General features: G+C 37.8%; 9 protein-coding genes. 2 read left to right on the top strand and 7 right to left on the bottom strand.

The genetic code is table 11. The annotated features are described in order from the left end of the window. Positions 1–3 precede the first annotated feature (3 nt). The 3 genes from AB3217_RS08520 to AB3217_RS08530 all read right to left on the bottom strand — a co-directional run bounded on the left by AB3217_RS08520 (position 4) and on the right by AB3217_RS08530 (position 3709). Complete coding sequence (locus AB3217_RS08520) at positions 4–1026, bottom strand: ABC transporter permease (protein ID WP_068806837.1); 1023 nt, start codon at positions 1024–1026, stop codon at positions 4–6. Between the two features lie 4 nt (positions 1027–1030). Next, positions 1031–1960, bottom strand: a complete 930-nt coding sequence (gene opp3b / locus AB3217_RS08525; RefSeq protein ID WP_317763248.1) for an oligopeptide ABC transporter permease — start codon at positions 1958–1960, stop codon at positions 1031–1033. 120 nt (positions 1961–2080) lie between these two features. Next, positions 2081–3709, bottom strand: coding sequence for a peptide ABC transporter substrate-binding protein (locus tag AB3217_RS08530; protein WP_068806843.1), 1629 nt, complete (start codon positions 3707–3709; stop codon positions 2081–2083). 441 nt (positions 3710–4150) lie between these two features. Between AB3217_RS08530 and AB3217_RS08535 the strand changes: the two genes are divergently transcribed. Beyond that, a complete protein-coding gene (locus AB3217_RS08535; RefSeq protein WP_063697918.1) occupies positions 4151–5392 on the top strand; it encodes an ISL3 family transposase in 1242 nt (413 codons plus the stop codon). 143 nt (positions 5393–5535) lie between these two features. Here the strand turns inward: AB3217_RS08535 and AB3217_RS08540 are convergent, their stop codons facing one another. The 3 genes from AB3217_RS08540 to AB3217_RS08550 all read right to left on the bottom strand — a co-directional run bounded on the left by AB3217_RS08540 (position 5536) and on the right by AB3217_RS08550 (position 11164). Then, complete coding sequence (locus tag AB3217_RS08540) at positions 5536–7167, bottom strand: peptide ABC transporter substrate-binding protein (protein WP_068806845.1); 1632 nt, start codon at positions 7165–7167, stop codon at positions 5536–5538. A 441-nt stretch (positions 7168–7608) separates the two neighbouring features. Next, on the bottom strand, positions 7609–9237 hold the full coding sequence (locus tag AB3217_RS08545) for a peptide ABC transporter substrate-binding protein (RefSeq protein WP_260274513.1): 1629 nt from the start codon (positions 9235–9237) through the stop codon (positions 7609–7611). A 298-nt stretch (positions 9238–9535) separates the two neighbouring features. After that, positions 9536–11164 (bottom strand): peptide ABC transporter substrate-binding protein, encoded by a 1629-nt coding sequence (locus AB3217_RS08550; RefSeq protein WP_068807688.1) that lies wholly within the window; start codon positions 11162–11164, stop codon positions 9536–9538. Between the two features lie 270 nt (positions 11165–11434). On the opposite strand from AB3217_RS08550, the gene hflX reads away from it, so the two are divergent. Next, positions 11435–12712 carry a GTPase HflX gene (gene hflX / locus AB3217_RS08555; RefSeq protein WP_068807686.1) on the top strand — a complete coding sequence of 426 codons (1278 nt, stop codon included), beginning with the start codon at positions 11435–11437 and terminating at the stop codon, positions 12710–12712. A gap of 500 nt (positions 12713–13212) precedes the next feature. On the opposite strand, the gene AB3217_RS08560 is transcribed toward hflX, so the two are convergent. Continuing rightward, positions 13213–14838 (bottom strand): peptide ABC transporter substrate-binding protein, encoded by a 1626-nt coding sequence (locus AB3217_RS08560; protein WP_367365304.1) that lies wholly within the window; start codon positions 14836–14838, stop codon positions 13213–13215. Positions 14839–14868: the final 30 nt, after the last annotated feature.

The raw sequence follows: 14868 nt of genomic DNA on the forward strand, positions 1-14868 counted from the left end.
CTCCTATCTACGAGCTGTCCGAGGGTCAAACGCATCACGTAAACCATCGGCGAGAATATTAAACGCAATCATAATAATTGAAAGCATAATCGCGGGGTACCACATTTGATATGGTAAGAACTGGAAGTTCTGTTGACCATCACTAATTAACGTTCCTAGCGAAGCAGTTGGAGCTTGAATACCAATCCCAATATAACTTAGGAAAGCTTCGAAGAAAATAGCTGATGGAATGGTGAACATTGTTTGAATAATAATGACACTTGAAAGGTTAGGCAATAAATGTTTGACCGCAATTTTAAAGGTTGATTCACCTAACGTTCGTGCCGCTAACACATACTCTTGTGACTTTAACTGCAATGTTTGTGCACGGGTAAGTCGGGCCATTGTGGTCCACCCATTAAAGGCAATCGCCAAAATAATTGGCAACATACCACCCTTTAAAACAAGCATTAACAAGACCATGATAACAATATTTGGCACAGATGAAATAACTTCAATAATCCGTTGTAGGATAATATCCGTTATACCACCTTTCCAGGCCGAGACAACCCCGTACCCAACACCCACAATCAAATCAATTAGGGTAGCAAATAAACCGATTAATAATGAAACCAAGGTTCCTCGTAAAATACGTTCTGCAAGTGAACGACCTAAGTAGTCAGTTCCCAAAGTATAATGAATTTTACTTGGCACGTTATTTTGTTTGTAAGCATCAACTCGTTTACCGGCAACCATTGTCGTTCCGTTAAAACCGTTAATATTCACACCAGGAATCTTAGGTGGTAAATTAGCGTAGTTTGGATGAGACACATTTGGTTGTGAAGCTGTAAGAGGTGAAGTAAAGGCAATTAAACCAATTACAACAAGGATCCATAAACAAACGTAAGAAGCTTTATTTTGGCGTAGACGTCGCCAAGCATCCTGAATAAAAGTCCGAGAAGGGGCAACAATTTTTTCGTCATCTAGTTCATCTTTTTTGGAAACCGGCTCAAATGCGTCCGGTGCTAACTTCATTTTTTCTTCCATTTATTTATTCCCCTTTCCCAGTAATTCGGATTCGTGGATCAATAATTCCATAAACCAGATCAGTTAAAAGCAAGATCGCACACAGCAATGCTGAATAGAGCAATGTCACACCCATGATGGTTGGATAATCATTAACCAAGATAGATTTAACAAATTGTTCACCAATACCAGGTACAGAGAAGATGTTTTCAACAACCATGGAACCAGTCATGATAGCAGCTGTCAAAGGACCGATAACTGTAACCAGTGGAATTAAACTATTTCGTAACGCATGGTGCCAAACAATTCCCATTCGACTGAGACCTTTTGCACGAGCAAGTTCAATATAGTCGCTCCCCAAAACATCGACCATCTCTGTTCGAACAAATCGTGAAGTTTCAGCAAATGGTGAAGCCGCAAGGGCTAACGTTGGTAATACCGTGTATGAGAAACCGCCCCAATCAGCAATTGGGAAAAGCTGTAATTTCAGTCCTAAATAGTACTGAAGTAAAATAGCTAACACGAAACTTGGGATTGAAATTCCTAAAATAGAAATGAATGTTGAAGTTCCATCAATCCATGTGTTTTTACGGATAGCACCCAATGAGCCAACCACGATTCCGACAACGACACCAACTACCATTGCCTGACCACCTAACTGCATGGATGGTCCAATTCGGCTTGAGATCAAATAAGATACAGGTTGATCACTAAATTGGAATGATAATCCGAAGTTACCATGAGCAGCATCCACGATGTAACTGACATACTGCTGCCAAACCGGCTTGTTCAAACCGTAATGCTCATAAATCACTTTGATTTGTTGTGGTGTTAGTTTTGCCTGGTTATTCAACGGTGTTCCGGGCATCAGCTTCATTAAGAAGAAGGTGATACTTGCAATCAAAAACAGCGTTAAAGCCAGATAAAAGATTCGTCTTGCTAAATATCTTGCCATTTATATTCCTCCCTATCTTTTCCTATCTCAAACCAACATTGCCTTTATAACAAAGGGGTAAGAGTCAGCAGTTACGCGAACCCTTACCCTTCGTCCAAAATTAACGCTTAATTTTAAGCCTTATTTTGTCAGATTCAAATTCTTGTAGTCAAAGTTAACACCGGCACTGTTATAAACAACACCCTTTAACTTAGAACTCCAAAGCTGTGATTGTGCTTGCTGGAAGACTGGTGCAATTCCTTGTTCGTTCATCAAGATCTTTTCTGCCTTAACCATGTCATCCCAACGCTTCTCAGGATTGGTAGAATCAGTAGTGTTTGAGGCCTTGATCAACTTATCATATTGCGCGTTGCTGAAACCACCGTTGTTTTGAGCGTTTCCGGTAACAAACAACTGTAAGAAGGAAATTGGGTCAGAGAAATCAGCACCCCAAGCAGAAAGAACAACATCGAACTTACCATCTGATGAGTTTGTCAAACGGGTCTTAAATGGCACGTTTTGAAGACTAACTTTCACATTTGGTAGTTTTTCAATTTGTGACTGGAGGTATTCAGTGATTTGCTTAGTAGAAGCTGTATCATCACCAAGAAGTGTAAATGACAAGCTTGACTTGCCTTCTTCTTTAAGTCCCTCAGCCATTAATTTCTTAGCTTCTGTCAGGTTTTGGTTAACTGCTGATTTGACTTCTGCTTCAGAAGCGAAATCTTCGCCAGTCTTAGGATTACTTGCTAAACCAGTTGAAACAAGACCTTTAGGATTACCAGAACCATCAGCTAAAACTTTGCTAGTCAACTGTTTACGGTTGATTGCCATGGAAATAGCTTTTCGGATCTTAGCATTACGGAATACTTTTTCTTTCTTCATATTATATTGAAGATAGAACATTGAAGATTCCTTACGCAAAACGTAATCTTTGTTGTTCTTGTATTGGGCAACTTGGTTACCAGTGATGTTTGCAACGTCAAGTTTTTTACTATTGTAAAGATTCAAACCAGTGCTGGCATCTTTTACAACTTGGTAATTGATGGTATCCATCTTGACATCTTTTTTATCCCAGTAATTGTTATTTTTAACAAGTTTCCAACTCAAGTTAGTTCCTGTCCAACCAGTTTGTTTGTATGGACCATCGTAGACGAGCTTATCAGATGATGTTCCGTACTTAGAACCATACTTTTCAACAACTTTTTGGTCCTGTGGATAGAATGTTGGGAAGCCCATCAACAACTTGAAGTAAGGGATTGGGCGATCTAAGCTAACAACCAACTTGTAGTTGCCATCTGCCTTAATGCCCAATGTCTTATAACTTGCTTTGCCAGCAGCAATCTTGTCGGCATTTTTGATTCCTGAGAATAAGTAAGCATATTCGGAAGCTGTCTTTGGATTGACTGTCCGTTGCCAAGCATAAACGAAATCTTTGGCAGTTACAGGATCGCCATTACTCCACTTAGCGTCTTTACGAATTGTAAAGGTCCAAGCCTTGCCATCCTTTGATTCTTTCGTACTCGTAGCAAGTGCATTGTTGACTTTACTTTTAGCACCTAATCGGTAAAGTCCTTCTTGCGTATTGCCTAACTGAGTAAACCCAACAACATCTGTAACCTTCGACTGATCCATAGTAGCAATTTCAGCACTTTCTTCAAAGTTGACTGATTCTTTTGACGAACTACTATTCTTGGATCCACACGCAGCTAGTACGAATGTTGAAGCTAGCGCGACCGCCCCAACCTTCACAGCTGATCTGACATTCATAATTTTTCCAACCCCTTTGTGAAATCTTAACTGACTTCATTGTATGTACTTTCTTAACAAAAGTTGTTCTCATTATATATTAGAAGAAGATTAAATTCAATTGCTTGTTCTAATTATATTAAGAATAACGGACCTTTTTGCCAATAATTGTCCATCATGAAAGCTTGTTATCTTTGAATGTATGCGCTTTTTGTTACATTTTTAAAATTGCTCATTTTCACCTCATGGAATTTCTTATAAAGTTGAAACTTTCGGCAATTTTACCCACACAATTCTTAGAGAGATCACATCTAGGAAAAAATGGGTCTACACTTTCTGGTATTGGTGAATAACTAATACCGGTTTTTTGTCTGTTTTGAAAATCAGAAAAATAAAAAAGGACATCTGTCCTCTTTGTGCTACGATTTAATCGCCAAAACAAATCGAAAAGAGGAAATTCAGATGTCCCTAACTAATTCTATCTTATGCTTATTCGAAATAACAGACCCAAACTTAATTGTCACTGGTATTTCTAAAGAACGGTGTTCCACAAACCAACGTATTCATGTCGTCCATGCAACTTTGTCTTATCAACTTTTAAAGTGCCCACATTGTGGCCATAAAAGCTTAATTAAAAACGGAACTCACATGAGTCACCTGCGTTTAGGAACCTTATCCGGTGGTCGTTACGAAATGCATTTAAAACGTCAAAGATACCAATGTAAAGATTGTTCAAAAACCTGTGGTGCTAAAACTAAGTTGGTTAATCGTAACGAAACTTTCACACATAATATCAAACATCAAGTGATCGTTTTGGCACGCGATATGTTGACGAGTAAAGAAATTGCTAAACTTTGTGGAATTTCGCCAAGCAGTGTTCAACGAATCCTAAATGCCAATATTCACTTAGCCTATCGTGTTAAACATCTCCCAGAGAATCTTTGCTTTGATGAATTTCGTTCCTGTAATCACTGGATGTCCTTTAATTGTTGCGATGCCGTTAGTCATCGCCGAATTGTTACTTTAAAAGATCGGCTAAGTAAAGATATCATTGACTACTTTGAAGCTCGTTTTTCGGTTCAAGAACGTGCCCAAGTTCAATCAGTGACGATTGACATGAATGCTGAATATGGCAGCTTCATTCATCGCTTATTTCCCAATGCGGCCACGATTATCGATCGTTTCCATATTATTCAACTGGCTGGGCGTGCCTTAGATAATGAACGCACGCAGACCATTCGTACTATCCAAGATAAGCATTCACGAATTTATCATATTTTAAAATCTCAATGGCGTTTATTTCATCTTGATGAAATAAAAGTTAATGATTCTAAGGCTGTTTATTTACGCGGAATTAACGAGTATATGACGCAACAAAACGCCATTGATTTAGCTCTAGACGCTTTTCCCAGATTTAGATCTGTGTATCAAACCTATCAAGGTATCTTAAGTGCCATACACCAAAAGGATGCTAATGCGTTCCAATCCTTACTTACTAACTACCAACCCACTAGTAATCAAATGGACATAACGATCAACACGTTTATCAAAAATGGTTCAGCCCTTCTAAACAGTTGTCGTTATCCATTTTCCAACGGTCCAATTGAAGGACTTAATCGTAAAATCAAGGCATTAAAGCGTAACTGTTTTGGTTTTCGAAATATTGACAACTTCTTTATCCGGATTAGTTTAATTCATGAGTAAACAAAAAGCACATTCACCGAAGTGAATGTGCCGTTCAAAATCTCCACCAATACGATTTGACAGAGACCCGAAAAAATTAAGGAGAAAGACGACTAAAAGCACGCCCTTCTCCTCAGTTTTTTTAATTAAGTTATTAATTTGAACTATTCTGTAAGATTAAGACCAGAGTAATCGAAGTTAATACCAGAAGTGTTATAAACTTCACCCTTCAATTTCGTGTTCCACAATTGTGAAGCAGCTTGTTGATAAATTGGTACGATACCTTGATCTTTCATCAAGATCTTTTCAGCCTTAACCATATCGTCCCAACGTTTTTCTTCATTGTTGGCATCAGTTGTGCTTGAAGCTTTGATCAACTTGTCGTATTCCTTGTTACTCCAACTTCCGTTATTGTTTGAATTTCCAGTAACAAAGAGTTGCAAGAAGGAAATAGGATCAGCGAAGTCAGCACCCCAACCAGTAACTACAGCATCGAATTTACCATTTGTCGAGTTTGTCAAACGAGTCTTGAATGGAATGTTTTGAACAGTAACTTTGACGTTGCTACCCAATTTTTCGATTTGTGATTGTAAGAATTCGTTGGTTGCTTTCCCAGCAGGTGTATCATCAGCCATTAAAGTAAACTTAAGGCTAGACATCCCTTCTTCTTTCAAACCTTCCTTTAATAACTTCTTAGCTTGAGTGAGGTTTTGGGTAACAGCCGATTTAACTTGTGCTTCTTTAGCAAAATCTTGGCCTGTCTTAGGATTCTCAGCTAATCCAGCTGAAACGTAACCCAAAGGATTTTGTGACCCATCAGCTAGCACTTTAGATGTTAACTGATTACGGTCAATTGACATTGAAACAGCTTGACGAATCTTCTTGTTCTTAAAGTAGCTCCGTTTTTCATTCAATTGGAGGTAGAATGTTGAAGCTTCTTTACGTAACTTGTAAGCTTTGTTGTTTTTGTATTGGGCAACTTGGCTACCAGTAATCGTTGTTACGTCAAGTTTCTTACTATTATATAAGTTCAAAGCAGTTGATGCATCCTTAACTACTTGATAATTAATAGTGTCCATCTTGATGTGCTTCTTGTTCCAGTACTGAGGGTTCTTCACTAACTTCCATTTCAAGTTAGTTCCGGTCCAACCAACAGACTTGTATGGTCCGTTATAAACCAGCTTGTTTGAAGCTGTCCCGTATTTTGAACCATATTTTTCAACAGCTTTTTGGTTTTGTGGGAAGAAGAGTGCAAATCCCATCAATAACTTAAAGTAAGGTACTGGACGATCAAGGGTAACCGTTAATTTGTAATCGCCATCGGCTTTGATCCCCAATGTCTTGTAATTAACTTTACCTGCTGCAATCTTGTCAGCATTCTTGATGCCAGAGAACAAATAAGCATACTCGGAAGCAGTCTTAGGATTTACAGTACGTTGCCAAGAATAAACGAAATCTTTAGCAGTAACTTTATCCCCATTACTCCATTTAGCATTCTTGCGTAATGTAAATGTGTAAGTCTTTTTATCTTTGGAAACAACTGTCTTTGTTGCTAATGCATTGTGAACGGAACTGTTTTTACCTAAACGATAAAGTCCTTCTTCAGTATTGGCTAACTGAGTTAAACCAATTGTGTCGGTTACTTTAGAGGTATCCATAGTAGGAATTTCAGATGCCACCATAAAGTTTACAGATTGTTTCTTTGCACTATCGCTTGTTTTAGATCCACAAGCGGCTAATACAAAAGTTGAAGCTAACGCAACCGCGCCAAGCTTAACTGCGGATTTGATTTGCATACACTAACACTCCTTTTCCAATTAACTACTTAACATCATTTTTACTTTCGTTCTCAAAAGTTGTTATCATTGTACATTAAAACAAGATTAAATGCAACTAAGAATCTCTAATTTTATTTAATTGATTTTTAATTCACAAATAATAGCAACTATTACTGTTCCTGAACCTACTCTACGTCACACTCAATTACTAATGAAGCGGTTCATATTTTCTTATGAAAATTTTTTCTAGTTGATTAATATCTTATTTTCATAGTTAAACAGTTTCATAAGTTCAACCGGGTTAGGCAATTCACTCATCTTCGTTTAATCTATATTAAACTAATTTACCGGTTATATTTTCGAAAAATCAAAGTTGAAAATTAACAAGATTTTCCACTAAAAAAGGTTATCAAAACCTTTTACAGTTTCAATAACCTTAAAAATTATTTTTTTATTAACCTATTTTACATAAAGTTTCGAGTAATCAAAGTTGTTACCAGCAGTGTTGTAAATAACACCCTTAACTTTGCTGCTCCACAATTGTGACGTTGCTTGTTGATAAATTGGGACAATTGCTTGATCGTTCATCAAGATCTTTTCAGCTTTAACCATATCACTCCAACGTTTTGTAGGATTTGTGGCATCAGTGGTGTTAGAAGCCTTGATCAACTTGTCGTACTCTTTATTGCTCCAGTCGCCGTTGTTTTGAGCGTTGCCTGTTACAAATAATTGTAAGAATGAAATTGGATCAGAGAAATCAGCGCCCCAACCAGTAACAACGGCATCAAACTTACCATTGCTAGAATCTGTTAAACGAGTCTTAAATGGAATGTTTTGAACGGTAACCTTAACATTGCTACCCAATTTTTCGATTTGTGACTGCAAGAACTCGTTGGTTGTCTTACCAGCAGGTGTATCATCAGCCATCAAAGTAAACTTAAGACTAGACATACCCTCTTCTTTCAAGCCTTCCTTTAATAACTTCTTAGCTTCAGTCAAGTTCTGCGTAACCGCTGATTTAACTTCGGCCTCTTTGGCAAAGTCTTGACCAGTCTTAGGATTCTTAGCTAAATCAGTTGAAACATAACCTAAAGGATTTTGCGAACCATCTGCCAAAACTTTAGATGTTAACTGATTACGATCAATTGACATTGAAACAGCCTGGCGAATCTTTTTGTTCTTAAAGAACTTGTCTTTCTTTTGGTTCAACTGGAGATAGAATGTGGAAGCTTCCTTACGAAGAACATAATTCTTGTTGTTCTTATACTGGGCAACTTGGCTACCAGTGATCGTTGTCACATCAAGTTTCTTACTATTGTAAAGGTTTAATGCAGTGGAGGAATCCTTCACAACTTGATAATTGATGGTGTCCATCTTAACGTTCTTTTTATTCCAGTACTGTGGGTTTTTAACAAGTTTCCATTTCAAGTTTGTTCCAGTCCAACCAACTTGTTTGTATGGACCATCATAAACTAACTTATTAGAAGCCGTTCCGTATTTAGAACCGTACTTTTCAACAACTTTTTGATCTTGTGGGAAGAAAATACAAAAGCCCATTAACAACTTAAAGTATGGAATTGGTCGATCCAAAGTAACTGTCAATTTGTACTTGCCATCAGCTTTAATTCCTAAGGTCTTGTAATTAGCCTTTCCTGCTGAAATCTTATCCGCATTCTTAATTCCTGAGAACAAGTATGCGTATTCAGAGGCAGTCTTTGGATTAACCGTTCGCTGCCATGAATAAACAAAGTCTTGAGCAGTAACTTTGTCGCCATTACTCCACTTTGCATTTTTACGAAGTGTAAATGTCCAAGTTTTACCGTCTTTAGATTCTTTCGTGCTCGTTGCTAAAGCATTATGTACAGAACTGTTTTTACCTAGACGATAAATTCCCTCTTCAGAGTTAGACAATTGTGTCATTCCAACAACATCAGTAACTTTCGATGTATCCATAGTTGGAATTTCAGAGGACTCCATAAAGTTTACTGTTGATTTCTTGGCACTACTTGTTTTGGATCCGCAGGCAGCTAATACAAAAGTCGAAGCTAACGCAACTGCTCCTAGCTTAACAGCCGATTTTACTTTCATAACCTATTACCCCTTTTATTTATATATATGTACTTCTTCTCAAAAGCCGACCTCATTATAGGTTAAACGAATATTAAATGCAATAGAATTTACTAATTTATTTTTAATAAATCATCGGTTTTGGAACTTTTAAGTTTAAAATCTGCATCACATTAGGAACTTTAGGCTTATTTTTTCTTGCTGAATCCTCATTTTGCCTTAGATCCCGGGGATAATGTCGCACTTCTTTATAGTTTTGAGCATAAAAATAGCACAAGATTTCTGATCTTGTGCCATTTTGTTTTAATCTGTTGTAGCCCTATTTTTTTAGATATAGTTTTGAATAATCAAAGTTGTTACCAGCTGTGTTGTATATGACGCCCTTAACGTTGCTATTCCACAACTGTGACTTAGCTTGTAAGTAAAGTGGCACAACTGCTTGGCTTTGCATCAAAATTTTTTCTGCCTTAACCAAATCATTCCAACGTTTCGTAGGATTAGTTGCATCCGTTGTGTTAGAAGCCTCAATCAACTTATCATATTCAGCGTTTTTCCAGTTACCATTATTTTGAGTATTGCCCTTGGCAAACAATTGCAAGAACGAAATTGGATCAGAGAAATCAGCACCCCAACCAGTTATTTCTGCATCATATTTACCAGCACTCGAATTTGCCAAACGTGATTTAAACGGAATATTCTGAACAGTCACTTTAACATTGCTACCCAATTTTTCAATTTGTGACTGTAAAAATTCGTTAGTGGCTTTGCCTGCGGCGGTATCGTCAGCCATCAAAGTAAATTTAAGGGTAGACATGCCTTCTTCTTTTAAGCCTTCTTTTAATAGCTTTCTGGCTTTCGTAAGGTTCTGTGTAACTGCTGATTTAACCTCTGATTCTTTTGCGAAGTCTTCACCAGTCTTGGGGTCTGCAGCCAATCCCGTAGAAACAACTCCTAAAGGATTTTGAGACCCATCTGCAAGTACTTTTTTCGTTAACTGATTACGATCAATTGACATCGAAATTGCTTGCCGGATTTTCTTGTTCTTGAATTTAGCCTTATTTTGATTTAATTGTAGATAGAATGTGGAAGCTTCTTTTCTAAGTACATAATTCTTGTTGTTCTTGTACTGGGCAACTTGACTGCCAGTAATTGTGGTGGCATCCAGCTTCTTACTATTGTATAGATTCAAAGAAGTAGAAGAATCCTTAACCACCTGATAATTGATGGTGTCCATCTTGACACTCTTCTTGTTCCAATACTCCGGATTTTTAACTAGCTTCCATTTTAAGTTGGTACCTGTCCAACCAACCTGCTTGTATGGGCCATTGTAAACTAACTTATTTGAAGCCGTGCCATATTTTGATCCATACTTTTCAACAACTTTTTGGTTTTGTGGGAAGAAAATACAAAATCCCATTAATAGCTTAAAGTATGAGATTGGCCGATCCAGAGTGACAACCAATTTATATTTGCCAACTGCCTTGATACCCAGTTTCTTGTAATTAACCTTGCCGGCCGCAATTTGGTCAGCATTTTTAATTCCAGAAAACAGATAGGCATACTGAGATGCCGTCTTTGGATTAACTGTCCGTCGCCATGAGTAAACGAAATCTTGAGCTGTGACCTTGTCGCCATTACTCCATTTTGCATTTTTACGAAGTGAAAAGGTCCACGTCTTACCATCTTTAGACTCTTTTGTCTTTGTCGCTAAAGCGTTATGCACAGAACTATTTTTACCTAAACGATAAATTCCTTCTTCTGAGTTAGATAACTGAGTCATTCCAACCACATCAGTAACTTTCGATGTATCCATAGTTGGAATTTCTGCAGACTCCATAAAATTCACGGATGATTTTTTTGAACTGCTTGTTTTTGCTCCACAAGCCGCCAGTACGAAAGTCGAAGCCAACGCAACCGCCCCTAGTTTTACTGCTGCTTTCATTTTCATAAAGATAGCCCCTTTCTTACCCACATCATGTTGCCTTTTCAAAATTTAACCTATTATAAGTTAAAGTATTATTAAATACAACAAAATTTATTAATTTATTTTTAATTTAATGGGGTTGAAATGGCCAAAAGCTTCGTTATGTCTTATTTGCAAGTATTTCACTAGCTATGAAAGCTTATTTTTTGTTAACTGCTGTACTAGATCGTATTTTCTTATAAACCCCGGCAGCTATGCTATACTTGGGTTATTAAAGAATTCGAGGTGTTAGTTATGACCGAAAAAGTTATTATCGCCGGCCTAGAGCTGCCTAATCAAGACTTGGATTATGCCATGCAGGAATTAGCAGCTTTGGTTGAAGCAAACAATATGGAAGCAACCGAAAAAGTCATTCAAAAATTAGACCGTCCCAATCCAGCTACCTATTTTGGTAGTGGGAAAGTCGTTGAACTTCATGAATTAGGTACCAGCATTGATGTACAAACATTGGTCGTAAATGCGGAACTTTCTCCCAGCCAAATTCGTAATTTGGAACAAGAATCTAAGCTTTCTGTAATTGACCGTACTGGTTTAATTTTGGAAATCTTCGCTAACCGTGCAAAATCACGCGAAGCAAAACTCCAAGTAGAAATTGCCAAACTCAATTATCAGATGCCAAGATTACGAACTAGTTCGTCACAAAGGCTTGATCAACAATCAGCGGGTGATGCTGGTGGCGGTTATACCAACCGTGGTGCTGGTGAAACAAAACTCGAAATGAACCGGCGAACCATTCAGCAACGGATTAACAATTTAAATCACGAGTTGAAAGAAATGACAACTTCGTCCGCTGTTCAACGGCAAAAACGAGATCAAACTGGTTTACCCAGCGTCGCTTTAGTTGGTTACACAAATGCTGGTAAGTCCACCACCATGAATGGGTTAGTTCGGATGTATGGTGAAAGTGATGAGAAACAAGTTTTCGAAAAGAATATGCTCTTTGCAACTTTGGATACAAGTGTCCGAAAACTTACTTTTCCAGATCAAAAACAACTTTTACTTAGTGACACAGTTGGATTTGTGAGTCATCTTCCTCATCAATTGATTAAAGCATTCCGTTCCACTTTGGCAGAAGCAGCTCAAGCAGATCTTTTGGTCCAAGTGGTTGACGTTTCTGATCCCCATTTCAGAGAGATGATTCAGACCACGAACGATACTTTGCAAGAAATTGGTGTGACAAAGGCACCAATGATTGTGGCATTCAACAAAGCCGACATGGCGGGCGTAGATTTTCCAACCCTAGAAGGTAATGAAGAAATTACTTATTCTGCAAAGGATAAACGATCGCTAGTGATGTTAACCAACATGATTAAACAAAAAGTCTTTACTGGTTATCGTGAAGCCACCTTTCTAATTCCATTTGATAAAGGACAAGTTGTGGATTATCTTAATCAGCACACTAACGTTTTAAAAACAGACTACAAGGCTGAGGGGACCGAAATTACTGCGGAGTTAAGCAGTGAGGATTACCAACGTTTCCATGATTATTTGGTGGCCGAAGTCGAAGAATAAGTTCTAATACAACTACTGCAGAAAACTGTGGTAGTTGTTTTTTTGAACAAGTAACTAAAGTTTGAATGTATCAAAATCACTTCAATAACTAGTATTAAACGACTTGGTTCAAAAGCAGTAGTTTAATTGCCGTCCTGCGGCTCACTTGGTCTGGAACGGGGTGCGAGTTCTTGCGGCTGATTTTTGCCACAAGAATCGACATCGTATGAAACATTGAAGTTTTCGGCACGAAAACTAACCCTTATGTGTAATAGTGGGCACGATTTGAAGCCAAGAGGAACACTTGTCTTTAAACTCGGCCTTATCCTAAGTAATGAATTACTAAGGATAATTTCCCCCTTGAGACCAATCACCTCCGGATTAAAAACGTTTGCTGCTTTAATAATGCGCAGCAACAAGATAAGTTTTTGTGGTTTCAACCTTTAGCCAAATAAAAATCGTTAACTTTGAATTTGGTAAAAATACCGCGAATACCAAACTAAATAGCTAACGATTTTTTATTACTTCGTGACATTGAGGTTCTTATAATCATAGTAAATGCCTGCCGAGTTGTGCACAAGGCCCTTCACATTCTGATTCCACAGTTGTGCTTGCGTACTCTGATAGATCGGGGCTACTCCTTGATCCTGCATCAAAATTTTCTCAGCTTGAATCATATCCTTAAATCGTTTCTCAGGATTAGTGGCATCGGTAGTATCAGCTTTTTCAATTGCCTTATCAAAAGCTACATTCTTCCAGCTCCCATTATTCTGCGCATTATCAGAAGTTAGAATTTGGAGAAATGAAATTGGATCGGAAAAGTCAGCCGCCCAACCTGACAGAGCTAGATCAAACTTCTTGTTGGCTTCATCAGTTAAAAATGACTTGTACGGGATATTCGTCAAAGTGATTTTAACCCCCGGCAATTTTTCCCAGTCAGATTGTAAAAACTCAGATGCTTTTTTACCCACGTCACTATCATTATTCAGTAAGTCTAAAGTTAAAGTCTTTTTGTTTTCTTCCTTCAGACCCTCTGCCATGAGTTTTTTAGCTTTCTGCAGATTATATGAAACACCTGAAGGTACGGAAGCTTCTGCAGCAAAATCTTTTCCGTTGTTGAGGTCAGTCATCAAACCGCTTGAAACAAAACCTGTTGCGGAGACAGAGCCATCAGCAAGCACCTTTCCAGTAAGTTGATCTCGGTCAATCGCCAAAGATAGTGCTTGACGAATTTTCTTATTCTTCAAAACTGTATTTTTGCTTTGGTTAAATTCAATGTATGATGTCTGTGCTAATTTACGACTCACAAAGTTTTTGTTGTTCTTATATTGGGCAACTTGACTTCCAGACAACGTTGTTTCATCCAACTTCTTGCTGTTATACAAATTCAGGCCTGTAGTTGTATCTTTAATTACCTGAAAATTCATTTGCGTGAGTTTGACACTGGTCTTATCCCAGTAATTAGGATTTTTAATCATCTTCCAACTCAAATTACTACCTGTCCACCCTTTTTGTATAAATGGTCCGTCGTAAACCATATCCTTGGAACTTGATCCGTATTTACTACCATACTTTTCAACCACTTTTTGATTTTGTGGGAAGAAACTTGGAAATCCCATCAAGAGTTTAAAATACGGAATCGGTGTATCTAAAGTAACAGTCAATTTGTACTTGCCAGTGGCTTTGATGCCTAGCGTTTTAACTGACGCTTTCTCTGCCGAAATTTTATCGGCGTTATGAATTCCTGAGTACAGGTAAGCAAACTCAGATGCCGTCTTCGGATTTACTGTTCGCTGCCAAGCATACACAAAGTCTTGCGCCGTAACTTTATCACCATTACTCCACTTTGCATCTTTTCTCAGAGTAAATATATATTTTTTTCCATTCTTCGATTCCGTTACCTGTTTCGCAATCCCTGGTAAAATCTTACTTTTGTTTCCTATCCGGTATAGTCCCTCATTAAAATTGGAAATTTGGGTTAAACTCGTGTCATCAATCGCTTTTGACGAATCAAGCGTTGTGATTTCCGTCCCCGTTGACATATTCACAACTTCTGTTTGACTGGCCTTTTTACTTCCACAACCCGCTAATGTGAGTGCGATTAAAACCCCAATTGCCGAAATTTTTAAATTATTTTGTTTTTTCATACGTTTTAACTCCCCTGTTTTTATTAACAG

It is taken from the genome of Pediococcus parvulus (assembly GCF_964063155.1).
Taxonomy (GTDB): Bacteria; Bacillota; Bacilli; order Lactobacillales; family Lactobacillaceae; genus Pediococcus; species Pediococcus parvulus.